Raw genomic sequence first — 26446 nt, 5'->3', positions numbered from 1 at the left:
ATTCGAAGTCACTCGATCCAGACTTCGACCCGGCGGTTGATCTTGCGGCCCCATTCGGTGTCGTCGCAGGCCATGGGCATGGCTTCGCCGAACCCTTCGACCGAGATCTCGACACTGTCGGGTATCGCGGTCTCAACAGCGGCCAGAACCGCGTTGCGCACTGTTTTGGCCCGCAATAGCGCAATGCGGGCGTTCCCCGCCGCTGGCCCGTCACCATCGCTGAATCCCACGAAGGTCAGCTTTCGGGCCTCGTAGGCCCCGGCCTCAAGCGCCTGCGCCACGTGCAGGATGTTCGCGCGGGACTGGGCATCCGGGCGCGAAGACCCGGCCTCGAACCGGAAAGACAGCGACAGGCGTGACATCGGGCGCAGCGTTTCGATCATCTGTTTCAAGCTGTCCAGGCCAACTTCGTCCCCGCCGTTTGCGATGGCGTTGGCAAGGCGGTCCCCCTGCAATCCGATACGCATGGTCTCGGGTGCCTGATCCACGAAACCGGCCTGCCGTATCGCCATCTGAGCTTCCGGGCTTTGGGTATAGGCCAGAAACTGTCGTGCGATCCGGGGCAGGCGGTATGACGGCAGGTACAGGAACATAGGTGAGGTTAGCGGATAATCCTCGGTCTTGATCGATTGCCGGGTCGCCGTCAGCGCGTGGCCGCAGCCCCCGGCAAGCGCCAGCGCGCGGACATTGTCAGCTTCGGCCCGGCTGGCGATTCCGATGGCAAACGGATCCTCGGCCACTGCGTGAACCAAGTCGTTGCTGCGCCCATGCCGCAGGACCGTGTCGGACAGCGCCACGCCAGCGGGCGCAAGCAACTGATCCTCGAAGGCCTGGGACAAGCCCGATCCTATGTCCGGCAGATGCAGCGCAATCGGCGCATCGGCCCCGCCCAGTTCGGCCCAGTTCAGGATTTCGCCGGAATACACGCGTGCCAGATCCGTGGGCGAGATCTGCCGTATTGCGTTGACTGCGGACACCACAGGCACCATCGCATCCAGCGCCACAACCCGGGATCGCCGCGCTTTTGTCAGATCGCCCATCCCGGCGTCTTCCGCAGCCAGTCGCTCACCCGGACGGATTTCGCGCAAGGCCATGACGATATCGGTTTCATTGGCGCTCAGATCGGAAAATCCCCGACCGGTATCGCCCACGCGAAAGAAGAACCGCCCCAAAGGTGCGGGTCGCCCGGGTTGAAACAGATCGTAGGCAAAGGTTCCCGAGTCAATCCGTGATGGGGTCGCCGACAACCCTTCTTGTTGGGCAAAACCAAGAATCAGGGCAGGCATGACTTTCTCGGCCATGACGGACGACCCGGAGAACCGGACCTCTGCCACAAAATCGGTCAGATTGGGGCAGGCGGGGCCATCGCAGGTCACGCCGGACCCGTCCACCGTCAGTTCACCGAATTGGGTGTCGATGCGATAGAACTCGCCATCATATCCCAGCAGGTTTCCAGTTACTTCGACCTTGCCGTCATGCGAGGTCAGCGTGATGTCCTGCGCCTGGGCACCGGGCGCCAGCGTTGCCAGAAAAAGTGCAGCCACTGCTGCACGTAAGGATGTCATAGGAGTTTCGAGCCTGCCTGCGGTTTACTTTGCCGCGATTGTCAGGTCTTGGAACAGATTATTCAACACCAGAAACTCTCCGACCTGCGAACAGTCGGGCAGGTTCAGCACCAGATCGCGCGAGCGCAGGCGGCGGTCGGCGCGCAGTTCCAGCGACTGTACGCTCAGATCCGAGCCGCAATTGGCCTTGGTCACGTCAGCCTCGACCGTCAGGCCGATGGCACCCGATTGCGCAGACTGGCCGGAAGGGAAGGAATAAATCTCGATATTCTGCGCGGTGCCAAGACCCGGCTGGCCCATATGGACAACTTCGCCGAGACCCGTTGCCGAGCTGTCCGCCCAAACATGCCCGTCACCGCCATAACTGGCACCAAACTCCAGCGCGTGAATCTGCAGATCGGTCGTGCCCTTCCATTGCAGCGCGACGCGGTCGTACTGGCTGATATCCGGCACATGTGTTGTCGCCACCGTGCCTTTTTGATCGTCGAAGGAAATCAGAAATATCGCGTATTCCGACAGCACCGGCATCGTCAGATCCAAGGCGCCATTTTCATCCGTCTGTTGAGAAACGGCCAGCCCGCTGTGATGAACCTCGATCCGTTGGTTGGCGTGGCAGGGGGCCTTGACGATCAACCTTGCCGCGGCACCGGGCACCGCGGTGGCGCGCGCGCTCAGGTTGCAGTCGGCCGTTACTTCGGGGCCGGTTTGGCCAGGTTGCAGGCTGCGTTGCAAGGGTTCCGGAGCAGAAAGTGACGCGGTGCTGGCAGAAGACGAGGTAAGCGCGAACTGCTCGAGCCCGGCCAGCCCAACAGGCTGTCCTGCGGCAGAAGCCACAGAGATACCGGCCTGACTTCCATCAGGTTGCGCGGCAGATCCATTCTGCATCAGGTAACCGATGGCGAGCGCGCAGACGACAGTGCCACCCATGGTCACGTAGTTTCTTACAACGAACAAGACACCCTCCCCAGTTGAAGGAGCGAGTCACACTTTCCCGGTCAATCGCGGCCAATTTGTGACCGCGACGCGAAGTCATTGTGTTCGAATTTGGGTGACGTTAGGTCAGCCTGCCGTGACAGTGTTTGAACTTCTTTCCGGATCCACAGGGGCAGCGGTCGTTGCGCGACGGGTTACCCCAGGTCGCCGGATCGCTTTCGTCAAATCCGGGCCGGGCATCACCCGAGGCGTCGGCTTCTGCGACTGCTTCGGCCTGACCGGCGGCCTGTTCGACCGCCTGTTGCGCCTGAGCCTGCTGCGCCGCCATCTGGGCCAGCATCTCACGCTGCTCTTCCTCGGTCAGCGGGCGAACGCGCGACAATTGCTGGGTCACGGTTTCGCGCAGGCTGTCCAGCATCCCTTCGAACAGCTGGAAGCTTTCGTTCTTGTACTCGTTCAGCGGATCGCGCTGAGCATAGCTGCGGTAGCCCACGACCGAGCGCAGATGTTCCAGCGTCACCAGATGCTCGCGCCACTTGCCGTCGATGGTCTGCAGCAGCACCTGCTTTTCGATGTTGCGCATGTTCTCGGGGCCAAACGCGGCGGCCTTCTGGGCCATCATCTCGTCTGCGGCTTTGATCAGGCGCTCGCGCACCTGCTCGTCATCTACGCCTTCCTCGGCGGCCCAGTCCTGAACCGGGGCGTCGATGGTCAGCTTGTCCTTGATCGCCTCGTGCAGACCGTCGGTGTCCCACTGGTCGGCATAGGTTTTCGGCGGCATGTATTCGTCGATCAGATCGTCGATCACCTGTTCGCGCATGTCCGACACGATTTCCGACAGGTCACTGGTCGACATGATCTCGCGCCGCTGGCTGAAGATTACCCTGCGCTGGTCGTTCATTACGTCGTCGAACTTCAGAACGTTCTTGCGCATGTCAAAGTTGCGGCCTTCGACCTTGGATTGCGCGCGTTCCAGCGACTTGTTCACCCATGGGTGGATGATTGCCTCGCCTTCTTTCATACCCAGCGTTGTCAGCACCTTGTCCAGCCGTTCCGAGCCGAAGATGCGCATCAGATCGTCTTCGAGGCTGAGGTAGAACACGGTGCGGCCCGGGTCGCCCTGGCGGCCCGAACGGCCACGCAGCTGGTTGTCGATGCGGCGGCTTTCATGCCGTTCCGAGGCCATGACATACAGGCCACCGGCCTCAAGCACTTTCTGTTTTTCCTCGGCGTGACGCGCCTCTTCCGCCGCGCGCAGTTCGGCGGGGTCCGCTTCGGGGTTCTCGGCAAGTGCCTGCAGAACCTTCATTTCCACGTTGCCGCCCAATTGGATGTCGGTACCGCGTCCGGCCATGTTGGTGGCGATGGTCACCGCGCCCAGACGACCCGCTTCGGCGACGATTTGCGCTTCCTGCTCGTGCTGGCGGGCATTCAGCACGTTGTGCTGAATGCCTTCCTTGGTCAGCATCTGGCTCAGCACCTCTGATTTTTCAATCGAGGTGGTGCCCAGCAAAACCGGCTGGCCCTTCTCGACCGCCTTTTTGGTTTCCTTGATCATCGCGCCGTATTTTTCGGGGGCAGTGCGATAGACCTGATCGTCCTCGTCCAGACGGGCGATCGGCTTGTTGGTCGGAACTTCGACCACACCCAGCCCATAGATCTCGGCAAATTCCTCGGCTTCGGTCAGCGCGGTACCGGTCATGCCGCCCAGCTTGTCATAAAGACGGAAGTAATTCTGGAACGTCACGCTGGCCAGGGTCACGTTCTCAGGCTGAATCTGCACGCCTTCCTTGGCTTCGATGGCCTGATGCAGGCCTTCGGACAACCGGCGGCCCGGCATCATCCGGCCCGTAAATTCGTCGATCAGTACCACATTGCCGTCGCGGACGATGTAGTCCTTGTCGCGCTGAAACAGCTTGTGCGCGCGCAGGCCCTGGTTGACGTGGTGCACCACGGTCGTGCTTTCGGGGTCGTACAGCGAATGACCTTCGGGGATCAGGTCGTTTGCCAGCAACTGTTGCTCAAGATACTCGTTGCCTTCATCGGTAAAGGTGACCGTGCGCGACTTTTCGTCCAGCGAATAGTGATCGTCCTGCAGCAACGGGATCAGCGTATCGATGGCGGTATACAAGTCCGACCGGTCCTGCGATGGACCCGAGATGATCAGCGGTGTCCGCGCCTCGTCGATCAGGATCGAGTCGACCTCGTCCACGATCGCGAAATTGTGGTGCTTCTGATAGACGTCGTTCAGGTCCGCCCTCATGTTGTCGCGCAGGTAGTCGAAGCCCAGCTCATTGTTGGTGGCATAGGTGATGTCGCAGGCATAGGCCGCCTTTTTCTCTTCGTCCGGCTGACCGGACCAGATCACACCGGTCGTCATGCCTACGGCCGAGAAAACCTTGCCCATCCATTCCGCGTCGCGCTTGGCCAGGTATTCGTTCACCGTGACCACGTGCACACCTTTGCCGGTCAGCGCGTTCAGATAGGCCGGGAGGGTGGCGACCAGCGTCTTTCCCTCACCCGTTTTCATTTCCGAGATGTTGCCCTGATGCAGGAACGCGCCGCCCATCAGCTGCACGTCAAAGGCGCGCAGGCCCAGCGCCCGCTTAGCACCCTCGCGCACGTTGGCAAAGGCTTCGGGCAGCAAGGCATCCAAGCTCTCGCCATCCAGCGTGCGTTGGCGCAGCTCTTTGGTCTTCTCGATCAGACCCTCATCCGACAGTTTCTCAAACTCCGGCTCCAGCGCGTTGATCTTTTCGACCAGCGGGCGGGTCGCCTTGATCTTGCGGTCGTTCGGTGTTCCGAACACCTTTTTGGCAAGCGTTCCGAGTCCCAGCATGTTCACTCCAGCGGATCTGTTCTTGTCTTGGTTGCGACAGGCTTGCCCACCTTGCGCGCAACCCATAGATACGGGGGGTGAAAGGCGGCCCTGTCCAAGGCTTCAAAGCGATGTAAGCGGCAGGTTCCAGAGTGTCAACGCTGCGCCCTGTCGCGGCATGGAAATAGGATAATTCAATGCCCAAAGGCCTCACTTTTCTGCCATCGCTGGCCCTGACCGCCGTGATGGCCCTGCCACTGGCCGCCCAGACCCAGCCGGATGCGACCACTGTGGTTGCGCGCGTCAACGGGGACGAGATCACTTTGGGTCACGTGATCGCCACCGCCGCAAGCTTGCCGCAGCAATACCAGCAGATGGAAGACCAGGTCCTCTTTGACTTCATTGTCGAGCAGCTGGTCCAGCAGCAATTGCTCAGCCAGGAACAGGAAGGCCTTTCCACCTACAACGCCCTGACACTCAAGAACGAGGAACGTTCGCTGAGGGCCGTGCAGACGGTTGCCGAAATCACCGGCGGTCTGGTGACGGACGAGTCGATTCAGGCCGCCTATGACGCGCAGATCGCCGAGTTTGAAGGCGAGGACGAGTACGAGGCCAGCCACATTCTGGTGGAAACCGAGGATGAGGCCAAGGAGATCAAGACCCAGCTGGACGGTGGCGCGGATTTCGCGGAGCTCGCCAGGGAAAAGTCCACCGGCCCGTCAGGCCCCAATGGCGGCGTGCTGGGTTGGTTCGGCAAGGGCCGCATGGTGCCCGAGTTTGAGGCCGCCGTGCTGGAGCTGGAAGTAGGCCAGATCTCGGATCCTGTGCAGACCCAGTTCGGCTGGCACGTGATCATCCTGAACGATCAGCGCAAGTCCGAGGCCCCCGAACTTGCCGATGTTCGCAATGAACTGGCCCAATCCATCCAGCAGGAAGCCATTCAGGCCCGTATCGACGAACTGACCCAGAAAGCCCAGATCGAGCGTCCGGCGCTGGAAGGTGCCGGTCCGGAAATCATGCGGCAGCTGGATCTGATTCAGGAGTAAGCCCCTTGGCCAATATCACTAAAGTGTCGCCGCTGGCACCTGCGGCCTTCCCCGACCTTCCGGCCATCGATGGCGTGCGTTTCGCGACCGTCGAGGCCGGCGTGCGCTATCAGGGCCGTACCGATGTCATGCTGGCAGTGCTGGATCCGGGCACATCCGTGGCCGGAGTATTCACCCGCTCGGCGACCCGCGCGGCCCCGGTGCTGGATTGTCAGGACAAGATTGGCGGATCCAGCGAAGGACCGGCAGCGATCGTTGTGAACTCGGGCAATGCCAACGCCTTCACCGGCCATTATGGCCAGACCTCGGTGGCAGAAGTGACCCAGGCCGTCTCCAAGGCCACCGGCGTTCCGGTCGAACGGGTCTTTACCTCATCAACCGGCGTGATTGGTGAACCGCTGCCGCATGAACGCATCGTGGCCCAGCTTGAGACGCTGAAGGCGGGGCTCAGCCGTCATGCGATCGAGGATGCCGCCCGCGCCATCATGACCACCGACACATTCCCGAAAGGAGCCTCAGCGCAGGTTCAGATCGATGGTAAAACAGTCTCTATTGCAGGGATTGCCAAGGGCTCCGGCATGATCGCGCCGGACATGGCGACGATGCTGGTCTACATCTTCACGGATGCCCGGGTCGAGCAATCGGCACTGCAAGCGATGCTGGGCGCGCAGACGGACCGGACGTTCAACTGCATCACCGTGGACAGCGACACCTCGACTTCGGACAGCCTGCTGTTGTGCGCGACGGGGGCCTCGGGGGTGGACGCCACCGGCAATGCGGCGTTTGCCGAGGCGCTGGAAGGCGTCATGCTGGATCTGGCACAGCAGGTGGTGCGCGACGGTGAAGGCGCAACGAAATTCGTGGAAATTCGCGTGACTGGTGCGACCTCGGATGCGGATGCCAAGGTGCATGGGCTGGCTATCGCCAACTCTCCGCTGATCAAGACGGCCATCGCGGGCGAAGACCCCAACTGGGGCCGCGTGGTCATGGCTATCGGTAAGTCCGGTGCCGCCGCCGACCGCGACCTTCTGAGCATCTCTTTCGGTGACATTCTGGTGGCTGAAAAAGGCTGGGTCAGCCCGGATTACCGCGAAGAAGACGCGGCCGCCTATATGAAAGGTCAGGATCTGGTGATTGCCGTTGATCTGGGGCTGGGCGAGGGCACATCCACCGTCTGGACCTGCGATCTGACCCACGGCTATATCGAGATCAACGCGGACTATCGCTCGTGAAACCGGAGCAATTCCAGCAAAAGTGGAGCCCGGTTTTGCGTCCGGGATTGCGACCATGAAAACCGTGTTGGTGTCTGCGGTCGCCCTGATCGATATTGAGGGCCGGGTGCTGCTGGCGCAGCGCCCGGAAGGCAAATCCATGGCCGGTCTGTGGGAGTTCCCCGGCGGCAAGATCGAACCCGACGAAACCCCCGAGGCCGCCCTGATCCGCGAATTGCACGAAGAACTGGGTATCGACACCTGGGCGTCCTGCCTGGCCCCGCTGACCTTTGCCAGTCACAGCTATGATGACTTCCATCTGCTGATGCCGCTCTTTGCCTGCCGCAAATGGCAGGGCATCCCGCAGTCGAAAGAAGGGCAGGCGTTGAAATGGGTCCGCGCCAATGATTTGCGCAGCTACCCGATGCCTGCGGCGGATGTGCCGCTGATCCCGATCCTGCGGGATTGGTTGTAGAGTGGAGTGCATAAGACAGTTAGAGTGATCAGCCTGGACGCCGGGTATGTGGACCCAGAGACGGCTTGGAGCGCACTGCCGATGTTCGGAACACGGCCAAAAGCCAATGTCGCATTGATCGGACCCGAGTTTCCCGCAAAGAGCATGTTTCACGCCACGCGCCTTCTGCACCGGCCCATAACGTGGCAATGTCTTTGTGGTTCGGCAACAGAAGGAGGCCAAAATGGCACAGACATCGGATATCAACCGTCAAATTGTTCTCGCCGAGCGACCAAAAGGTCAACCAGACGACAACACACTGAAATTGCAGACAACCGATGTGCCAGTGCCGGGCGAAGGCGAAATGCTGGTGCGCACGGTTTACCTGTCCTTGGATCCCTACATGCGGGGGCGCGTGAATGATGCCAAGTCCTACGCCGAGCCTGTGGCGATCGGAGAAGTCATGACTGCCCAGGTCGTTGGGCAGGTGGTGACTTCCAATCTCGAGGGCTACGAAGAAGGCGACTTCGTGCTTTCCGGCAGTGGCTGGCAAGACTATGCGATCTCCGACGGAGTTCAGGTGATAAACCTGGGTAAGAACCCGCAGAACCCATCCTGGGCTTTGGGTATACTTGGGATGCCTGGCTACACCGCATACGCAGGACTTTTGAAAATTGGAGAGCCAAAACCGGGCGAAACCGTCGTTGTGGCAGCGGCAGCTGGGCCGGTCGGGGCAACAGTCGGGCAAATCGCAAAGCTGAAAGGATGCCGGGTCGTTGGTATTGCCGGAGGGCCCGAGAAATGCGCTCACGTGGTCGAAACCCTCGGGTTTGATGCCTGCATTGATCACCGGTCGGATGATTTGGCCACCGAATTGCGCGAAGCATGTCCGAACGGGATTGACGTGTATTTCGAAAACGTTGGGGGCAAAGTGCTTTACGCGGTTTTGCCGCTGCTTAACCCTTTTGCTCGTATCCCCGTGTGTGGTGTGGTGGCTTGGTATAATTTGCCTGGTCTTCCAGAGGGACCAGATATGGGACCGGCTATCATGGGCACCATACTGCGTATGAAGGTTAAGATGCAGGGCTTTATCATCTACGACAGTTTTCCGCTGTCGCTGTACAAAGAGTTTGCTCGGGACATGACCGCTTGGCTTCAAGATGGGTCTGTCAAATACAAAGAGCATGTCGTGGAAGGGCTCGAAAACGCTCCTGCGGCCTTTAACCAGCTGCTGGTTGGCGGGAACTTTGGAAAGATGGTTGTCAAAGTCGGGTCGTAGGCACCCGACTATTTCAATCGGAGCTGCCTTTTGCCGAAAGATGCTTCCACAGAAGTTATTGGGCTCAGTTGGCGGCGCAGGGTTAATGTCTTCATCCGCGACGATCCTAAGCATCAGTTTTCAAACGGCTTTGAACCTTGGCAAGCTGCGGCCATTCACTCGTGACCGCAGCCTAGAAACTGGGGCTGGCAATTCATCCAGATTAAGCTTCCTGTGCAAATTGGGCTACCGAGCAATCACTGTTGGTCATAGTTCGCAATACTTGCGCAGTTTCTGTTTCGGGACCGTTCAAATCACCCGCGCACCCCGCCTCCAGCCCGCCGCAATGTCAGTGACCATTTGAAGAACGGGCGGTCTTTTCTCCGCCTCGCTTTTGCCGGAAGCACTCTTTCTGTAAGTGCGCGCTTTGTACAAATCAGAAGATCACCACTCTACCCCTGTTACAATTCGTAAGAATTGAGAAAACATCAGGAAAAAGTTGACGCTGATTGTGCCACTGTCCCAAATCGGGGCATTGGCGTTCGGACCCTGTTCCGGACCCGCCATTTCCGCCCCCGGGGAGAGGGGTCGGATGGGGAGGAGAAAAGATTGGCTCAGACGCAGTCGGGCGCCGAAGGGATGCAGTCTCTTCCGGCGCTGTTACACCGCAATGTGACCCGGTTCGGGGATGCCCCGGCCTATCGGGAAAAAGAATTCGGGATCTGGCAGTGCTGGACCTGGGCAGAAGCGGCCCGGGAAATCCGCGCCATCGCGCTGGGTTTTTTGGAGCTTGGCGTCGAGAAGGGCGACCACATCGCGGTGATCGGCCGCAACCGCCCGGCGCATTACTGGTCCATGGTCGCGGCCCAGATGGTGGGCGCGGTTCCGGTGCCTCTCTATCAGGATTCGGTCGCCGAAGAGATGGCCTATGTTCTGGAACATTGCGGCGCGAAATACGTCGTCTGCGGTGATCAGGAGCAAGTCGACAAGGTCATCGAAATCCAGGAAAAAATGGATCAGGTCAAACACATCCTCTATACCGACAAGCGGGGGATGCGGAAATACGACCACAGTCAGATGAACGCTTTGGCCGATATCATGGCCGAGGGCAGCGCCGGCCATGCGAGGTTCGATGAGGAGTTGGACAAGCGCATCTCCGAGATCACCTATGACGACACATGCGTGATGCTTTACACCTCGGGCACCACGGGCAAGCCCAAGGGCGTGGTGCTGTCGAATCGCAACGTGATCGAAAGCGCCAAGAACTCGGCCGATTTCGATCATCTGACACGGAACGAAGACATTCTGTCCTATCTGCCGATGGCGTGGGTGGGGGATTTCATCTTTTCGATCGGTCAGGCCTATTGGTGCGGCTTCTGCGTGAATTGCCCTGAAAGCGCCGACACGATGATGACGGACCTGCGCGAGATCGGACCGACCTATTTCTTTGCCCCGCCGCGCGTGTTCGAGACCCAGCTGACCAACGTGATGATCCGGATGGAGGATGCGAGCAAACTGAAGCAGCGCATGTTCCACCACTTCATGGCGCATGCCAAGAAGGTCGGAGGCCTGCTGCTGGACGGCAAGCCGGTGGGTTTCGGCGACCGGATGAAATACGCGCTGGGCAATCTGCTGGTGTATGGTCCGCTGAAGGACACGCTTGGTTACGGTCGCTTTCGCGTCGGCTATACGGCGGGTGAGGCAATCGGGCCGGAGATTTTCGATTTCTACCGCTCGCTGTGCATCAATCTGAAACAGCTTTACGGCCAGACCGAAGCGACGGTCTTTATCACCGTTCAGCCGGACGGAGAGGTTCGGGCCGACACTGTTGGCGTCCCTGCGCCGGATGTCGAACTGAAGATCGACGACAAGGGCGAGATTCACTACCGTTCGCCCGGAGTGTTCGTCGAGTATTACAAAAACCCGGAATCGACGGCATCGACCAAGGATGCCGAAGGTTGGGTGGCGACCGGGGATGCCGGCTTTATCGAGGAAAGCAGCGGCCATCTGCGGATCATCGACCGCGCCAAGGATGTGGGCAAAATGGCCGACGGGTCCATGTTTGCGCCGAAATATGTCGAAAACAAACTGAAGTTCTTTCCTGACATTCTTGAAGTTGTCCTGTTCGGCAACGGCAAGGATCGCTGCGTGGCCTTCATCAATATCGACCTGACCGCTGTCGGCAACTGGGCCGAACGTAACAACGTGGCCTATGCGTCATATCAGGAACTGGCGGCGCATCCCCGTGTGTTAGAGACGATTCGCGGCCATGTGGAAGAGGTTAACAAGTCCGTTGCCGCTGATGAGATGCTGTCGGGCTGCCAGGTGCATCGCTTTGTGGTTCTGCACAAGGAACTGGATGCGGATGACGGTGAGATGACCCGGACCCGCAAGGTGCGGCGCGGCTTCGTCGAAGAGAAGTTCCACGACATCATCCAGGCACTTTATGACGGGTCCGAGAGCATTTCGACGACCACGGAAGTGACCTATGAGGATGGCCGCAAAGGCGCGATCAGCGCGACCTTGAAGATTGTCGATGCGCCGGTCGTGCCTGTCGCGCAGCACAAGGTGGCGGCAGAATGAGGGCCGGTCGTACGTCGCTCGACCTGCGGTCATCGCCCCGCCCGCCGTCCCGTTTTTCCAAACGTCAGGGAGCGACTGATGCTGGATAATTCCGAAGGATATGTCACCGAAGACGGCCGCAAGATCGGCGGTGTGGTGATGGAGATGAAGAACATCACCCTGCGCTTTGGTGGCGTCGTGGCGATCAAGGATATCTCGTTCGACATCCGTGAGGGTGAAATTCGCGCGATCATCGGCCCGAACGGGGCCGGTAAATCCTCGATGCTGAACGTGATTTCCGGGTTCTATGTTCCGCAGGAGGGTGAGGTCTGGTTCCACGGATCGAAACGCCCGGCGATGCGCCCCTACGAAGTGGCGCGCCAGGGCATTGCGCGCACGTTCCAGAACATCGCCCTGTTCGAGGGGATGAGCGTGCTGGACAACGTGATGACCGGCCGCTTGAACTTCATGAAGACCAACGTCCTGCAGCAGGCGTTCTGGAAGGGTAAGGCCGAGGCGGAAGAGGTCGAGAACCGCGAGGCAGTCGAGAAGATCATCGACTTTCTTGAAATTCAGCACATCCGAAAGACGCCCGTGGCGCGCTTGCCATACGGGTTGAAAAAACGCGTCGAGCTGGCCCGTGCGCTGGCTGCGGAACCCAAGCTGTTGCTGCTGGATGAACCGATGGCGGGCATGAATGTCGAAGAGAAAGAGGACATGAGCCGCTTTATCCTCGACGTGAATGACGAGTTCGGCACCACGATTGCCCTGATCGAACACGACATGGGCGTTGTGATGGACCTGAGCGACCGGGTGGTCGTGATGGATTACGGCAAGAAGATCGGCGACGGCACACCCGACGAGGTGCGCAACAATCAGGAAGTCATCGACGCCTATCTGGGGGTCAGCCATGACTGAAGCCTTGGCAGAATTGGGGAGGGGCTGACATGCCTGAACAACTCGTATTTGCGATGGAGGTCATCCTCAACGGTCTGATGGCCGGGGTGCTTTATGCACTGGTCGCGCTGGGCTTTGTGCTGATCTACAAGGCGTCCGGGATTTTCAATTACGCGCAAGGGGTTATGGCCCTGTTTGCGGCGATGACACTGGTCGGGATCATGAACGGTCAGGTGCCCTTTGCGCATCTGATCAACGCGATCTTCGGCACCCATGTCCACTATTTCGGCTGGAACGTGCCCGCGTTGCTGGCGATCATTCTGACAATGGCGGTGATGGTCTTGCTGGCCTGGGCGGTGCAGCGGTTCGTCATGCGCCATCTGGTCGGGCAGGAGCCAATCATTCTGTTCATGGCGACCATCGGTCTGGCCTATTTCCTTGAAGGCGTGGCCGACCTGATGTGGGGATCCGAGATCAAGACGCTGGATGTTGGCCTGCCGCAGGGTATCAACCTGTGGATTGACGAGACGACGTTCAACATCTTTGATTACGGCTTCTTCATTGACAATCTGGATATCGTGGCGACGGTCATTGCGGCGCTGCTGGTGGCGGCGCTGGTGGCCTTCAGCCAGTACACCAAACAGGGCCGGGCGATGCGCGCCGTGGCGGATGATCACCAGGCCGCGCTGTCGGTCGGCATTTCGCTGAACTTCATCTGGGTCATGGTCTGGTCGGTGGCCGGATTCGTGGCACTGGTCGCAGGGATCATGTGGGGCACCAAGTCCGGCGTGCAGTTCTCATTGTCGCTGATCGCGCTCAAGGCGCTGCCGGTGTTGATGCTGGGCGGGTTTACCTCGATCCCTGGTGCGATCGTGGGCGGGCTGATCATCGGTGTGGGAGAGAAGCTGTTCGAATTCGCGATCGGACCGATGGTGGGCGGCGCGACCGAGAACTGGTTCGCCTATGTTCTGGCGCTGATCTTCCTCGTGTTCCGGCCTCAGGGTCTGTTCGGTGAGAAGATCATCGAAAGGGTTTAGGTCGTGCAGAAGCTGATCGCCATCATTAACGTCATCGCCTGGGCCGGGTTCTGGGCCTTCGGCTACATCGCGATCACAGCCGAGGGGCTGACGGACGGCCAGTTGATGATCGCCGCGATCCTGGCGTTTGCCGGTCTGGTGACGGGCGTGCTGGCCTATATGAAACTGGTGCGCAACACCGAGCAGAGCGGTTACGCCAAGTCTTCAAAACAATTGGACGCTGCGACCCGGAACCGGGCGCAGGAAGAATGGGGAAAGTAAGACATGTTCTATCGTGAAGCCGGGGACTTCAAAGTCTCGTACGTGGATGACAGCCAGACTTTCCCGATCAAGTTTGATCGGTACCGCTACTACGTGGTGCTGGCGGTGGCGTTCGGGATCATTCCGTTCATCATCAACGATTATTGGGCCAACGCGCTGCTGTTGCCGTTCCTGATCTACGCAATCGCGGCCATCGGGCTGAACATTCTGGTGGGCTATTGCGGGCAGGTATCGCTGGGGACCGGCGGGTTCATGGCTGTGGGCGCATATGCCTGTTACAAGCTGATGACGGCCTTTCCCGATGTCAGCATGTTCATCCATGTCCTGCTTGCCGGAGGTATTACGGCCATCGTGGGTGTGCTGTTCGGTCTGCCTTCGCTGCGGATCAAAGGGTTCTATCTGGCGGTGGCCACGCTGGCGGCGCAGTTCTTTCTAGTCTGGCTGTTCAACCGGGTGCCGTGGTTCTACAACTATTCCGCTTCGGGTCAGATCAATGCGCCCGAACGTGACGTGTTCGGCATCATCATCACGGGGCCGAATGCTCCGGCCTGGGCGACCTATCTGTTCTGCCTGATCTTCCTGACGGTCAGCGCGCTGATTGCCCGCAACCTGACGCGCGGCACCACCGGGCGCACATGGATGGCGATCCGCGACATGGACATCGCAGCCGAGATCATCGGGGTGAACCCGCTGAAAGCCAAGATCAGCGCCTTCGCCGTCAGTTCGTTCTTTGTGGGCATCGCTGGTGCGTTGTTCTTTGCGGTCTATCTGGGCGCGGTCGAAGTGGGCGAGGTGTTCGGCATCCAGAAGTCGTTCCTGGTGCTGTTCATGGTGATTATCGGCGGATTAGGCTCTATTTTCGGATCCTTTGCCGGGGCTGCGTTTCTTGTGCTGTTGCCGGTGGTTCTGAAGGTTGTCGGGGTCGACGTTTTGGGCTGGCCCACCGATATCGTGGCGCATCTTCAGCTTGTGATCGTCGGTGCGCTGATCATCATGTTCCTGATCCTGGAACCACACGGGCTGGCGCAGCTGTGGCGCGTGGCCAAGGAAAAGCTCAGACTCTGGCCGTTCCCGCACTAAACGGAACCGGCCCAATCATAAGACGGGTGCAAAGCCCGAAACCGCATCGGAATAACCAAGGGAGGAAACACCCGATGAACAAGAAACTGGCAACTATGGCGCTGGGCGCTCTGATGGCCGCAGGGCCCGCTTTGGCGGATCTTGTGATCCCGGACCTCAGCTATCGCACAGGGCCTTATGCTGCGGGCGGTATTCCGTTCTCGGACGGCTACAACGACTATTTCACTCTGTTGAATGAGAGGGATGGCGGTATCGGCGGTGTTCCCGTTCGTGTTGTCGAATGCGAGACCGGCTACAACACCGAAAAAGGTGTGGAATGCTATGAATCGACCAAGGGCGAGGGCGCGCTGATCTATCAACCGCTGTCGACCGGCATCACCTATCAGCTCATCCCGAAAGTGACGGCCGATGACATCCCGCTTCACACCATGGGATATGGCCGGACTTCGGCCCGCAACGGCAAGGTGTTCAGCCATGTCTTCAACTATCCCGCCAATTACTGGGACGGCGCCTCGGGCGCGGTGAACTATCTGCTGGAAGAAAATGGCGGTGATCTGAACGGCAAGAAAATCGCGCTGGTCTATCACAACTCGGCCTACGGCAAAGAGCCGATCCGCACGCTGGAAGAGCTGTCCAAGAAGCACGGTTTTGAACTGTCCACGCTGCCGGTCGATCACCCCGGTCAGGAGCAGAAGTCGCAGTGGCTGCAAATCCGCCGCGAAAAGCCGGACTACGTTCTGATGTGGGGCTGGGGCGTGATGAACCAGGTCGCCATTCAGGAAGCCGCGAACATCCGTTTCCCGATGGAAAACTTCATCGGCGTCTGGTGGTCGGGTGCGCAGCATGACGTGCTGCCCGCAGGCGACAAGGCGAACGGGTACAAGGCCGTCACCTTCCACGCGGTCGGTAATGACTTCCCAGTATTCGATGACATCAAAACGCATGTTGTCGATGCCGGTAAGGCCGCAGGCGCAGGCGATCAGGTCGGTACCGTTCTGTACAACCGCGGTCTCTATTCCGCGATGCTGGCCGCCGAGGCGATCAAAGACGCGCAAGAGGCCAACGGAACCGGCGACGTCACACCGGGCATGGTGCGTGACGCGATGGAGAACCTCAATATCACCGAAGAGCGTATGGCCGCACTGGGCATGCCGAACTTTGGCCCGACCTTCCAGGTGTCGTGCGACAACCATGGTGGCCCAGGCCTGATCGGTGTGTCCCAATGGGATGCAGGCACCAAAACCTGGAGCCTCATTTCCGACTTCAAGCCAACCGATGGCGAAGTGATCGGCGCGCTGGTTGCGGAAGATTCGAACGCGTACGCGGCTGAAAACAACGTCGCAGCCCGCTGCGAATAAGAGAAGACTCCGCGCCCCGGAGCGATCCGGGGTCGCCAAACAATCGGAGCGGCGGCGCGCCTGCCGCTCCTGATGAACCGCCCCGGATGGGGCAGGCATGAGGAAACACGCTGATGCTGGATGCGGCACAAACCACTGACGTGCAGGCGGAAACCCTGCTTGAAGTCAACAATATCGAGGTGATCTACAACCATGTGATCCTCGTGCTGAAAGGCGTCAGCCTGACTGTGCCCAAGGGCGGCATCACGGCCTTGCTGGGCGGCAATGGTGCAGGCAAGACGACGACGCTCAAGGCGGTGTCGAACCTGCTGCATTCCGAACGGGGCGAGGTGACCAAAGGTTCCATCAAATATCGCGGAACCAGTGTTCACGAAAGCGATCCGGCCGATCTGGTGCAGAAAGGCGTGATCCAGGTGATGGAGGGTCGCCATTGCTTCGAACACCTGACGGTCGAGGAAAACCTGCTGACCGGTGCCTATACCCGCAAGGATGGCAAGGCCGCGATTCAGCAGGACCTTGAGCTGGTCTACACATATTTCCCCCGCCTCAAGGAACGCCGCCGAAGCCAGGCCGGTTATACCTCGGGTGGCGAGCAGCAGATGGTTGCGATGGGACGGGCGCTGATGTCCCGGCCCGAGACGATCCTGCTGGACGAACCGTCGATGGGACTGGCGCCGCAGCTGGTCGAAGAGATTTTCGGCATTGTGAAGGATCTGAACGAGAAAGAAGGCGTGTCCTTCCTGCTGGCCGAACAGAACACCAATGTCGCGCTTAGGTTTGCGCATTACGGATACATTCTGGAATCGGGTCGCGTCGTGATGGACGGCCCCGCCGCAGAATTGCGCGAAAACCCGGACGTAAAGGAATTCTATCTCGGCATGTCGGATGAAGGCCGCAAGAGCTTTCGGGACGTGCGCTCTTATCGCCGCCGCAAGCGGTGGCTATGAGCGGATGGAGGATTTGGCGATGACTTACTTCGATGCACTCGAAACCCGCTCGGCCGATCAGCGTTTGTCTGATCAGACCCAGGCATTGCGCGCGCAATTGCAGCGGTCGAAATCGGCACCGGGATTTGCGGCTCATTTTGCGGATGCGGATGTCGACGCGGTTGCCTCGATCGAAGATCTGGCGAAACTGCCGGTTTTGCGGAAGTCCGACCTGACACAGGGGCAGGCCGCACGTGCGCCATTTGGTGGGTTTACGGTAAAACCGGCGCGTCATTTCCACCATGTGTTTCAATCACCGGGTCCGATATACGAACCGGGCAGCACGGATCACGACTGGTGGCGCATGGGCCGGTTTCTGCACGCCGCCGGAGTCGGGCCCGGAGACATCGTGCAGAACTGTTTTGGGTATCATCTGACACCAGCCGGAATGATCTTTGAGAACGGCGCGCGGGCCGTCGGCGCTGCCGTGTTGCCAGCAGGCACCGGCCAGACCGAGCTTCAGGTCACTGCTGCCCGTGATATCGGATGCACCGCATATGCGGGAACGCCCGATTACCTGAAAGTGATCCTGGATAAGGCTGACGAGATGGGCGTTTCGCTGAATTTCTCGAAGGCGGTTGTGGGCGGGGGTGCGCTGTTTCCCTCATTGCGGCAGGACTATGCCGACCGGGGTATTTCCTGCCTGCAATGCTATGCCACGGCGGATTTGGGCAACATCGCCTATGAAAGTGCCGCGATGGAAGGGATGATCATCGACGAATATGTCATCGTCGAGATCGTCACCCCCGGCACCGGAATTCCGGTTGCACCCGGCGAGGTTGGTGAGGTTGTGGTCACGACCTTCAACCCGGATTACCCGCTGATCCGCTTCGCCACCGGTGACTTGTCGGCCATGATGCCTGGCCAGTCCCCTTGCGGGCGGACAAATACCCGCATCAAGGGCTGGATGGGCCGCGCCGATCAGACCACCAAGATCAAGGGCATGTTCGTGCGTCCGGAACAGGTTGCGGCGCTGGTGGACAAGCACGAGGAAATCGTCAAGGCGCGCGTGATTGCAGCCCGGCAGGGCGAGATGGACATGATGACGGTTCAGATCGAAAGCCCCTGCGAAAACGACGCGGCCTATGCCAAATCGGTCGTCGAGGTCCTGAAACTGAAGGGCGCAGTCGAAGTGGTGGCACCCGGCTCGCTTCCCAAGGATGGGCTGGTGATCGAGGATCAGCGCGTCTACGAATGACGCATCGGAACAATCTGCGGCAGTAAGTGCCGCAGAATTGTTGCCCCGCCTACTGGCTTTTCCGAGCGTTTTGGTCAATGAAAGACCAAACCTGCGCATTTGCCACTCGTTAGCCGGGACAATGGCCGAAATAGAGTATTCAGAACACGGATCCCGCAACCGCGGCGTATTGGGCACCAGGCTTGTTGGCGGGGTCGCTCTTTTTGTGGCTGCGGTCTGTCTGCTGCCGATGGTGGCGGTTGTTCTGGCGGCCGCAACCGGTGGTACGGCCACGATCTCGCATCTGATGTCCACGGTTCTGCCCGGATACGCGCTGACCACGGCGGTTCTGGTGGTTCTGGTTTCGGCGGGGACCTTTTCGATCGGTGTCGGTGCCGCGTGGCTTGTGACCATGACACGCTTTCCCGGTGTGCGACTTCTCGAGATCGCTCTGGTTCTGCCCCTGGCCTTTCCGGCCTATGTTCTGGCTTATGCATACACCTTCATTCTGGATCACCCCGGCATTGTTCAAACCAACCTGCGGCAGATAACGGGCTGGGGGCCGCGCGACTACTGGTTCCCCGAAATCCGCTCGACCGAAGGCGCGGCGGTCATGCTGATACTGGTACTGTATCCCTATGTATATCTGCTGGCGCGCGCGGCGTTCATACAGCAAAGCGGTTCAGCCTTTCTGGCGGCCCGGGCGTTGGGCAACAGCCCCTGGATGGCATTCTGGCGCGTGTCTCTGCCGATGGCGCGCCCGGCGATTGCGGGCGGTGTTCTGCTGGCAGTGATGGAGACCATTGCCGATTTTGGAACTGTGGCCTATTTCGGCGTTCAGACTTTTGCCACCGGGATCTATACAAGCTGGTTTTCCATAGGCGACCGCGCCGCAGCCGCTCAACTGGCCCTGTGCCTGCTAGGGTTCGCGCTGCTGATGGCCGTGGCCGAACGGACCCAGCGCGGCAAAGCCAAATACTATCAGGCCGGTAAAAGCCACGCCGCGCTGCCAACAGCAAATTTGAAAGGCTGGCAGTCGGTCGGGGCATTTGTTCTGTGCATCATACCGGTCGTCCTGGGTTTCCTTCTGCCGGTGATCATACTGGTGCAGATGGGGATGACCTCTGAACAGAACCTTCTGTCGCGGCGCTATATCGGGTTCATCCAGAACTCGCTGACTTTGGCCGGTGTGGCCGCAGTGGTGACCGTGTTCGCCGCCATTTGCGTGGGCTTTTATCAGCGCCTGAGACCGGGGCGCGTCTCGTCAGCGGCGGCTTATCTGGCGCGGCTGGGATACGCGGTTCCGGGCGGTGTCATTGCGGTCGGCCTGATCGTGCCCTTTGCCGGGTTCGACAACGCGCTGGACGCGTGGATGCGCAAGACCTTCGATATTTCGACCGGGTTGCTGATCACCGGTTCGATCTGGTTGCTGGTCGCGGCGTATATGGTGCGGTTTCTGGCCGCCGCGCTCAGCGCCTATGAGGGCGGGCAAAGCACGGTTCACGCAAATATGGATGCCGCGTCGCGGTCTTTGGGCCAAACGCCGCTGGCGACGCTGCGGCGGGTGCACCTGCCGATTCTGACGCCATCGCTGCTGACCGCGCTGCTGATCGTGTTTGTCGATGTCATGAAGGAACTGCCCGCGACGCTGATCATGCGGCCCTTCAACTTCGACACGCTGGCAGTGCAGGCTTACAGATTGGCGTCTGATGAGCGGCTGGAAGGGGCTGCCGTACCCTCGCTTGTGATACTGGCTGTTGGATTGTTGCCGGTTATCCTGATCTGCCGGCAGGTTGGCCGCAGGTAACAGGTTCAAGGCAAAATGAACCAGCGTGTCTGCCTCGGGGTTGATTAAAATAGAATTTCCGGCAAGGCTGAGAGTATGAACATGCAGCCACCCAGCGGGTTTTCTGCCAGCCCGGCTCAGATGCCAGTCGCTTTTGACCGGCGCGAGATGACCCAGATCCTGTCTGTTTATGGCCGAATGGTCGCCGCCGGAGAATGGCGCGACTATGGCATTTCAAACCTACGGGATACGGCAGTTTTTTCGATTTTCCGACGCACGGCCGAGCATCCGATTTATCGGGTGGAAAAACACCCCCGCCTTCGGCAGCGGCAAGGAATGTACTCGGTCATTGGCATGGACGGTCGCATTCTGAAACGCGGCCATGACCTGCGCACCGTGCTGCGCGTGCTTGAGCGGAAGCTGATCCGGGCGGTTGACCTGGATTAGAGCCTTTTATGTGACGTAACCGGCCCGTCGCCCTGTTCCCGGATACGGGCAATGGCCCGATCCATCGGTTCATATACGACCGCCATATCGTGGGCGTTGGCGTGCAGCAGCATGTCGTCGCCGCTGACCCAGGCCACATGTCCTTTCCAGAATAAAAGATCGCCCCGTTTTGCGGGTGCATCCTGCGGCACCAGGTGTCCCAACGCCTTTTCCTGATCGCCACTGTCACCGGGGCAGGCAATGCCACAGGCCAGCAACCCGGCCTGAACAAGCCCCGAGCAATCCAGGCCAAACCGGCTGTTGCCACCCCAAAGATAGGGCGTGCCCAAAAACAGTTCGGCTACGGCAACCGGGTCATTCACTGTGTCGGAAATTGTGGTGGCGTGGGTGGACGGAATGAACCCCAGCTCGGTTTCAAGAAACCCGTTTTGCTTGGAAAGAGCCTGAACCTTGCTGCCAAAACTCAGCGATGCCCGATCCGCGCTTTTGATGTCCGCCCACACATAGGTATGAGTCGACGGGGCCGTGATCCAGTGGGTCGGTGACGCCTCGGGCCCCAAACGGTCTGTCGCAACCCAGCCCTGATATCCGTCCTTGTCCGAAGTGACGCGGCTCCACCCTTCCCGGTTTTCACGGACCTCAACCGTATCACCAAACAGCAATTGACGGTCGCGCGGTCCGTCCGGTTGGCGCAGAAGGTCGACAACCGGTTCGATGACTCGAAGACGGCTCATAGGTCCAACAACTCCGGCAACGCGGCCAGCAAGGCCCGAGGGCCTTGTCCAAGGCCACCTTTGCTGCGTCCCGGCTCCTTGGCGCGTTGCCATGAATAGATGTCAAAATGCATGTAGCGACTTTGGCCTGCAAAGCGTCGCAGAAACAAGGCCGCAGTGATCGAACCTGCGAACCCGCCCGATGGGGCATTGTCCAGATCTGCTATGCCGGGTTCGATCAAGGCTTCATAAGGTTCGTGGAACGGCATCCTCCAGACAGGATCCGCCGCTAACCGCGCCGCGCCGGTCAGGATTTCCGCCGCGCCATCGTCATCGGTATAGAATGGAGCCAGATCCGCTCCGACCGCAACGCGCGCCGCGCCGGTGAGCGTGGCCATCGAGATCAGCAGGTCCGGCTGCCCCTCATCTGCCAGTGTCAGGGCATCGGCCAGAACCAGCCGCCCCTCTGCATCGGTGTTGTTGATCTCGACGGTCAACCCCTTGCGTGAGGTTAGGATGTCGCCGGGACGGAATGCACTACCCGAAACCGCGTTTTCCACGGCAGGGATCAAGACCCGAAGCTGTAGCGGAAGGTTCAGGGACATGATCATGCGGGCCAGACCCAGCACATTGGCCGCCCCGCCCATATCCTTTTTCATCAGTCCCATCGCCGCCGCCGGTTTCAGATCCAGCCCGCCGGTGTCGAAACAGACGCCTTTACCCACCAGTGTCAGTTTGGGGCCGCTGGTGCCCCAGTTCACTTCGATCAGCCGAGGTTCCTGCGCGGCGGCACGGCCAACGGCGTGGATCATTGGAAAGTTGTTTTCCAGCAGAGCGTTGCCTGCGATCACGTTGCAAGAGGCCCCAAAGTCCTGCGCGAGCGTTTCCGCGGCGGCTTGCAACTGATCCGGTCCCATGTCGGACGCGGGCGTATTGACCAGATCCCGGATCAGCGCCTCGGCGGTGGCGATCGCTTCAATCCGCGCGCTGTTCAACCCGTCGGGTGCAACCAGCCTGGCACCAACAGGAGACTGGCTGGCGTAGCGATCAAAAGTGTATCCGGTCAAAAGCCAGCCAAGGCTTTCTGTGTCCAGCGCATCCTCGGGAACACCTGACGCAATGCGGTAGTTGCCTTGGGGCAACGCTTCGGTCGCGGCCGCCAGAGGAAAACGTTTGCGCGCCCGCGTGGCGCCCGTTCCGTATCCCGCAACTGCGCAGCCCGGCACACCATCAGTGTCCGGTATCAACAGGGCCTGTCCCAAAGCACCGGTGAAACCGTTGACGGCAATCCATGATTGCACTTTCGCGCTCTGGTTTTTAAGCCAGTCCTCCAGCCGGGATTGTTCGATCACATGAAGCGGCAAGGACGGTTCAGAGGCAGGTGCAAAGGACAGGGTCATAGGGTTCTCGGCTGGCTCGGTTCGCGCCCAGACTAGCCACCGGACGCGCGCCTGCAACCCCCGTCAAACGGAAAGATCCTGCTGATCCCAAATTGCCGTCAGCGACCGCTCGCCCACACGGATCAGACGGCACAGCGTCGCCCCCGAGGCCACGGCGTCCCCGGCATCGACTGTCCTGGCTACATCACTTGCCACATGGGCCAGCGCCGTCATTCCGATCTGATCGGCAATCGCCACCAGTGATCTGGCGCATTTGCGCAGATCGGCCCAGTTGCGTTGCCGCCAGAAACGTTCGCAGTTCGAAAGCCGCACGGCCAGTTCTTCAACGGTTCGGCACATGACATCCAGCGCGTTCTTGTCACCAAGTTGACGGCACAAGCCGCCAATGCGATCCGGATCCAGCCGCACGGATTCCGTGTGCTCCAGCGTGATTACATTATCCACCACGTTCACCCCTATGTTCATGCCCCCACGGCACGGGCTGAGAATGCGCCCCATAATCTTTGCAAAACCTTGCAATGGGTCGGGAAAGTTCTTCGAATTTATGTTGAATTCCGTTTGCGTGGCGCGGCAAAGTCAAGCTGGCGCGGCTCTGGTCCAATCTGGCGCCGCCGGTTTTTAACATGAGATTATTCTGCTTGGAGTCGGAGACAGCCATGCGATGGATAAAACGAATTCTTCTGATTTTACTTGTATTGATACTGGTTCTGGTGGGCGCGTCCTATCTGCTGCCCGGTAAGGCCGAAGTCTCGCGAAGCGTCACCATCAACGCACCGGCTGCTGCCATCTTTCCTTTTGTGAACTCGATGCAGGCGACCGAGAAATGGTCGCCATGGCTGTCGCGCGATCCGGAAACCAAACTGGCCTACAGCGGCCCAGAAGCCGGCGTCGGGAATACCCTGAACTGGAGCTCTGAGCATCCTCAGGTCGGATCGGGATCACAAGAAATCATCGAAAGCGTTGAAAACCAGTTCGTCAGAACCGCGCTGGATTTCGGATCCATGGGGACGGCAAGTGCGTCGTTTACTCTGCAGCCCGAAGGCGATCAGACCGAGATTTCGTGGGGCTTTGAAAGTGATCTTGGTATGAACCCCATGTCGCGCTGGATGGGGCTCATGATGGATGAATGGGTCGGCGGGGATTACGAGCGCGGGCTTTCCAACCTCAAAGAACTGGTCGAATCCGGCCAGTAAGGCAAAAACAGGCTCTAAAAAGCTGAAAATATGAGTTCTCAGGGCAGGCTGATGCGGGCCCTGATTCCCATATGGTCGGATCCCATGAACGGGCGCAGTTCCGCCGTGCCCGTCGTGCCATTGGGCACCAAAAGATTGTCGATCGGCATCGGCATCATCCAGTTGCCAAGAATGTGCGTGTTCATAACTGCGCCAAACACGTGATTGCCGGCAGCCATACCGATACGGCGCACGCTGCTGCCCCAATGGGCCATGTTGAAGTCCCCGGCGATCAGAACAGGGCCGTCCAGTTGTTCGATTTGGTGGGCGATCTTTTTGCTCTGTTCGAACTGGCCATAAGGGTAGGGCCAGTTGAGGTGAACGGAGACAACCCAAACCGGCTGACCACCCGGACCGATGACCTGAAGACCCACCAGTCCAAGCCCCTGTAGGCAAAATTCTGAATCCTCAACAATGGCCAGTCTGGTCAGTATCGCAACGTTCTGCTCGGGCCTGAACTCACATATTGCCGATGTCGGGTAATTCCCGAACAGGTTTTCCATATATTGCCTGTTGTGGCTGGAAACTTCCTGAAGTGTCACGATGTCCGCGTCCGACGAGAGAATGTCATCGGCAAGGGAATACCGGGGCCATGCCACAGACATCAGGTTCTTTTGATACAAGGTCACACAAGGATCATCGCATTCGTCTGATACAGGTACGAGCCCGGCGGCAACAGACCCCACCGCAATCACTGCGAAAACAAGGGAGGCCAACGCGAAACCCCTGGCACGCACGGCCATGAGGATCGCGGCAAAGACGATCAGCAGCACGCCAATCTGGGGTCTCATCAGGGCGACCGAGTCACCGGGTGCAAAATACCGTCCGGTGAATCCAAAGATCACCAAACCCATGAGAAGCGTTGCACAACCCAGAATAGCGGATCGGGCAAACCTGTTGTTGTTCAGGAAACGCACGTTCTGCCTCAATCGAAATGCTCAGGGCAAACACTGTGCATTTTGTGGTGTATACGTCCAGTTGAAACTGGTGTGAGGGTCTCGAACGTCCGGCCTATCACCGGGCCGGGGCCGAGAAAAAAGGGCCACTTCATGTGAAGCGGCCCCTTCGTACATTCGGATGGGAAGAATTCAGCCCTTTTTCAGAACCTCACGGCCCAGCAGCTCGGCAATCTGAACGGCGTTCAGGGCCGCACCCTTGCGCAGGTTGTCCGACACACACCACAGGTTCAGGCCGTTTTCGACGGTCGAGTCCTGACGAATACGGCTGATGAAAGTGGCGAAATCACCAACGCATTCAATGGGCGAGACGTAGCCACCCGCCTCACGCTTGTCGATCACCATGATGCCGGGTGCCTCGCGCAGGATGTCGCGGGCTTCGTCTTCGTCGAGGAATTCCTCGAACTCGATATTCACCGCCTCGGAATGGCCGACAAAGACCGGAACACGAACGCAAGTGGCCGTGACCTTGATCGACGGATCGACGATCTTCTTGGTTTCGACAACCATCTTCCACTCTTCCTTGGTCGAGCCGTCTTCCATGAAGACGTCGATCTGCGGAATGACGTTGAAAGCGATCTGCTTCTGGAACTTCTTCGGCTCAACCTCGTTGATCGGGTTGTACACGGCCTTGGTCTGATCCCACAGCTCGTCCATGCCTTCCTTGCCTGCGCCCGAAACCGACTGATAAGTCGACACGACAACGCGCTTGATCTTGGCGCGGTCATGCAGCGGTTTCAGCGCCACAACCATCTGCGCGGTCGAGCAGTTGGGGTTGGCGATGATGTTCTTGTTCTTGTAGTCGTGGATCGCCTGCGGGTTACATTCCGGCACGATCAGCGGAATGTCAGGGTCATAGCGATACAGCGACGAGTTATCGATCACCACGCAGCCGGCAGCCGCGGCTTTGGGCGCATAGTCCTTGGTTGCCGCTGAACCCACGGCAAACAGCGCGATGTCCCAACCGCTGAAATCGAACGTATCCAGATCCTTGGTCGTCAATGTCTTGTCGCCAAAGCTGACCTCGGTGCCCAGCGAACGGCGGCTTGCCAGCGCGGCAAGTTCGTCTACGGGGAACTGGCGTTCAGCCAGGATGTTCAGCATTTCGCGGCCCACATTGCCTGTGGCGCCAACGACGACGACGCGATAGCCCATATCATGTCTCCTGAAGTCTAAGGACGCGCGTTCATAGCCGCGTTGCGGCGAAGAAAAAAGACTAATCGAAGCGAATTTCGGCGCGGAACACCAATTTGACACCGTTGCGGCGGG

Annotated in this window: 23 protein-coding genes; 15 read left to right on the top strand and 8 right to left on the bottom strand. The window is 59.4% G+C overall.

Features of this window, described 5'->3' with window-relative positions:
* Positions 1-8: 8 nt before the first annotated feature.
* The 3 genes from ACR0J2_RS17585 to secA form a co-directional block, all read right to left on the bottom strand.
* Positions 9-1565, bottom strand: a complete 1557-nt coding sequence (locus tag ACR0J2_RS17585) for a phosphate ABC transporter substrate-binding/OmpA family protein (RefSeq protein ID WP_480813405.1) — start codon at positions 1563-1565, stop codon at positions 9-11.
* A 24-nt stretch (positions 1566-1589) separates the two neighbouring features.
* Entirely contained in the window at positions 1590-2519 is a 930-nt protein-coding gene (locus ACR0J2_RS17580) for a hypothetical protein (RefSeq protein WP_170807153.1), read from the bottom strand.
* A gap of 100 nt (positions 2520-2619) precedes the next feature.
* On the bottom strand, positions 2620-5337 hold the full coding sequence (gene secA, locus ACR0J2_RS17575) for a preprotein translocase subunit SecA (RefSeq protein ID WP_480813404.1): 2718 nt from the start codon (positions 5335-5337) through the stop codon (positions 2620-2622).
* A 176-nt stretch (positions 5338-5513) separates the two neighbouring features.
* On the opposite strand from secA, the gene ACR0J2_RS17570 reads away from it, so the two are divergent.
* The 14 genes from ACR0J2_RS17570 (at position 5514) to ACR0J2_RS17505 (ending at position 20876) form a co-directional block, all read left to right on the top strand.
* The gene (locus ACR0J2_RS17570) at positions 5514-6362 is read left to right on the top strand and encodes a peptidylprolyl isomerase (protein ID WP_480813403.1); all 849 of its coding nucleotides are present in this window, start codon (positions 5514-5516) and stop codon (positions 6360-6362) included.
* 5 nt (positions 6363-6367) lie between these two features.
* Positions 6368-7594, top strand: a complete 1227-nt coding sequence (gene argJ / locus ACR0J2_RS17565) for a bifunctional glutamate N-acetyltransferase/amino-acid acetyltransferase ArgJ (protein ID WP_480813402.1) — start codon at positions 6368-6370, stop codon at positions 7592-7594.
* A 55-nt stretch (positions 7595-7649) separates the two neighbouring features.
* Positions 7650-8048 (top strand): (deoxy)nucleoside triphosphate pyrophosphohydrolase, encoded by a 399-nt coding sequence (locus ACR0J2_RS17560; RefSeq protein WP_480813401.1) that lies wholly within the window; start codon positions 7650-7652, stop codon positions 8046-8048.
* Positions 8049-8271: 223 nt separating this feature from the next.
* The gene (locus ACR0J2_RS17555) at positions 8272-9306 is read left to right on the top strand and encodes an NADP-dependent oxidoreductase (RefSeq protein ID WP_480813400.1); all 1035 of its coding nucleotides are present in this window, start codon (positions 8272-8274) and stop codon (positions 9304-9306) included.
* Positions 9307-9924: 618 nt separating this feature from the next.
* A complete protein-coding gene (locus tag ACR0J2_RS17550) occupies positions 9925-11868 on the top strand; it encodes an AMP-binding protein (protein WP_480813451.1) in 1944 nt (647 codons plus the stop codon).
* Between the two features lie 78 nt (positions 11869-11946).
* Positions 11947-12765, top strand: a complete 819-nt coding sequence (locus ACR0J2_RS17545; protein WP_170680230.1) for an ABC transporter ATP-binding protein — start codon at positions 11947-11949, stop codon at positions 12763-12765.
* 29 nt (positions 12766-12794) lie between these two features.
* Entirely contained in the window at positions 12795-13781 is a 987-nt protein-coding gene (locus tag ACR0J2_RS17540; protein WP_170612647.1) for a branched-chain amino acid ABC transporter permease, read from the top strand.
* A gap of 3 nt (positions 13782-13784) precedes the next feature.
* Positions 13785-14042 carry a hypothetical protein gene (locus ACR0J2_RS17535; RefSeq protein ID WP_170612645.1) on the top strand — a complete coding sequence of 86 codons (258 nt, stop codon included), beginning with the start codon at positions 13785-13787 and terminating at the stop codon, positions 14040-14042.
* Between the two features lie 3 nt (positions 14043-14045).
* Positions 14046-15122 carry a branched-chain amino acid ABC transporter permease gene (locus ACR0J2_RS17530; RefSeq protein WP_170612643.1) on the top strand — a complete coding sequence of 359 codons (1077 nt, stop codon included), beginning with the start codon at positions 14046-14048 and terminating at the stop codon, positions 15120-15122.
* Positions 15123-15196: 74 nt separating this feature from the next.
* Entirely contained in the window at positions 15197-16480 is a 1284-nt protein-coding gene (locus ACR0J2_RS17525) for an ABC transporter substrate-binding protein (RefSeq protein WP_170807160.1), read from the top strand.
* 113 nt (positions 16481-16593) lie between these two features.
* The gene (locus ACR0J2_RS17520) at positions 16594-17427 is read left to right on the top strand and encodes an ABC transporter ATP-binding protein (RefSeq protein ID WP_170612639.1); all 834 of its coding nucleotides are present in this window, start codon (positions 16594-16596) and stop codon (positions 17425-17427) included.
* 19 nt (positions 17428-17446) lie between these two features.
* Positions 17447-18664 (top strand): phenylacetate--CoA ligase family protein, encoded by a 1218-nt coding sequence (locus tag ACR0J2_RS17515; protein WP_480813399.1) that lies wholly within the window; start codon positions 17447-17449, stop codon positions 18662-18664.
* A gap of 121 nt (positions 18665-18785) precedes the next feature.
* On the top strand, positions 18786-20450 hold the full coding sequence (locus ACR0J2_RS17510) for an ABC transporter permease (protein WP_480813398.1): 1665 nt from the start codon (positions 18786-18788) through the stop codon (positions 20448-20450).
* A 75-nt stretch (positions 20451-20525) separates the two neighbouring features.
* Entirely contained in the window at positions 20526-20876 is a 351-nt protein-coding gene (locus ACR0J2_RS17505) for a DUF2794 domain-containing protein (protein WP_170824992.1), read from the top strand.
* Here ACR0J2_RS17505 and ACR0J2_RS17500 read toward each other — a convergent pair.
* The 3 genes from ACR0J2_RS17500 to ACR0J2_RS17490 form a co-directional block, all read right to left on the bottom strand.
* Complete coding sequence (locus ACR0J2_RS17500) at positions 20873-21610, bottom strand: C40 family peptidase (protein WP_480813397.1); 738 nt, start codon at positions 21608-21610, stop codon at positions 20873-20875. The two genes, ACR0J2_RS17505 and ACR0J2_RS17500, sit on opposite strands and share 4 nt — an antisense overlap.
* Positions 21607-22989 (bottom strand): leucyl aminopeptidase family protein, encoded by a 1383-nt coding sequence (locus ACR0J2_RS17495; protein ID WP_480813396.1) that lies wholly within the window; start codon positions 22987-22989, stop codon positions 21607-21609. The genes ACR0J2_RS17500 and ACR0J2_RS17495 overlap by 4 nt, the downstream gene beginning before the upstream one ends.
* Before the next feature lie 63 nt (positions 22990-23052).
* Positions 23053-23442 carry a hypothetical protein gene (locus tag ACR0J2_RS17490; RefSeq protein ID WP_170613141.1) on the bottom strand — a complete coding sequence of 130 codons (390 nt, stop codon included), beginning with the start codon at positions 23440-23442 and terminating at the stop codon, positions 23053-23055.
* Positions 23443-23645: 203 nt separating this feature from the next.
* Between ACR0J2_RS17490 and ACR0J2_RS17485 the strand changes: the two genes are divergently transcribed.
* Positions 23646-24182, top strand: coding sequence for an SRPBCC family protein (locus ACR0J2_RS17485; RefSeq protein ID WP_480523127.1), 537 nt, complete (start codon positions 23646-23648; stop codon positions 24180-24182).
* A gap of 38 nt (positions 24183-24220) precedes the next feature.
* Here ACR0J2_RS17485 and ACR0J2_RS17480 read toward each other — a convergent pair whose 3' ends face one another.
* Positions 24221-25138, bottom strand: a complete 918-nt coding sequence (locus ACR0J2_RS17480) for an endonuclease/exonuclease/phosphatase family protein (RefSeq protein ID WP_480490965.1) — start codon at positions 25136-25138, stop codon at positions 24221-24223.
* A gap of 171 nt (positions 25139-25309) precedes the next feature.
* Positions 25310-26332 (bottom strand): aspartate-semialdehyde dehydrogenase, encoded by a 1023-nt coding sequence (locus ACR0J2_RS17475; protein ID WP_170612623.1) that lies wholly within the window; start codon positions 26330-26332, stop codon positions 25310-25312.
* Between the last annotated feature and the right edge of the window lie 114 nt (positions 26333-26446).

The organism is Ruegeria sp. CG4 (assembly GCF_056537185.1).
The sequence above is the reverse complement of the archived record's forward strand: the minus strand, read 5'-3'. Positions and strand labels throughout refer to the sequence as shown.

Bases quoted from the DNA above. Each gene is read 5' to 3' on its own strand.
- ACR0J2_RS17585 (WP_480813405.1), bottom strand. From the start codon at position 1,565: ATGACATCCTTACGTGCAGCAGTGGCTGCACTTTTTCTGGCAACGCTG.
- secA (WP_480813404.1), bottom strand. From the start codon at position 5,337: ATGCTGGGACTCGGAACGCTTGCCAAAAAGGTGTTCGGAACACCGAAC.
- ACR0J2_RS17570 (WP_480813403.1), top strand. From the start codon at position 5,514: ATGCCCAAAGGCCTCACTTTTCTGCCATCGCTGGCCCTGACCGCCGTG.
- ACR0J2_RS17560 (WP_480813401.1), top strand. From the start codon at position 7,650: ATGAAAACCGTGTTGGTGTCTGCGGTCGCCCTGATCGATATTGAGGGC.
- ACR0J2_RS17555 (WP_480813400.1), top strand. From the start codon at position 8,272: ATGGCACAGACATCGGATATCAACCGTCAAATTGTTCTCGCCGAGCGA.
- ACR0J2_RS17550 (WP_480813451.1), top strand. From the start codon at position 9,925: ATGCAGTCTCTTCCGGCGCTGTTACACCGCAATGTGACCCGGTTCGGG.
- ACR0J2_RS17545 (WP_170680230.1), top strand. From the start codon at position 11,947: ATGCTGGATAATTCCGAAGGATATGTCACCGAAGACGGCCGCAAGATC.
- ACR0J2_RS17540 (WP_170612647.1), top strand. From the start codon at position 12,795: ATGCCTGAACAACTCGTATTTGCGATGGAGGTCATCCTCAACGGTCTG.
- ACR0J2_RS17530 (WP_170612643.1), top strand. From the start codon at position 14,046: ATGTTCTATCGTGAAGCCGGGGACTTCAAAGTCTCGTACGTGGATGAC.
- ACR0J2_RS17525 (WP_170807160.1), top strand. From the start codon at position 15,197: ATGAACAAGAAACTGGCAACTATGGCGCTGGGCGCTCTGATGGCCGCA.
- ACR0J2_RS17520 (WP_170612639.1), top strand. From the start codon at position 16,594: ATGCTGGATGCGGCACAAACCACTGACGTGCAGGCGGAAACCCTGCTT.
- ACR0J2_RS17515 (WP_480813399.1), top strand. From the start codon at position 17,447: ATGACTTACTTCGATGCACTCGAAACCCGCTCGGCCGATCAGCGTTTG.
- ACR0J2_RS17510 (WP_480813398.1), top strand. From the start codon at position 18,786: ATGGCCGAAATAGAGTATTCAGAACACGGATCCCGCAACCGCGGCGTA.
- ACR0J2_RS17505 (WP_170824992.1), top strand. From the start codon at position 20,526: ATGAACATGCAGCCACCCAGCGGGTTTTCTGCCAGCCCGGCTCAGATG.
- ACR0J2_RS17500 (WP_480813397.1), bottom strand. From the start codon at position 21,610: ATGAGCCGTCTTCGAGTCATCGAACCGGTTGTCGACCTTCTGCGCCAA.
- ACR0J2_RS17495 (WP_480813396.1), bottom strand. From the start codon at position 22,989: ATGACCCTGTCCTTTGCACCTGCCTCTGAACCGTCCTTGCCGCTTCAT.
- ACR0J2_RS17485 (WP_480523127.1), top strand. From the start codon at position 23,646: ATGCGATGGATAAAACGAATTCTTCTGATTTTACTTGTATTGATACTG.
- ACR0J2_RS17475 (WP_170612623.1), bottom strand. From the start codon at position 26,332: ATGGGCTATCGCGTCGTCGTCGTTGGCGCCACAGGCAATGTGGGCCGC.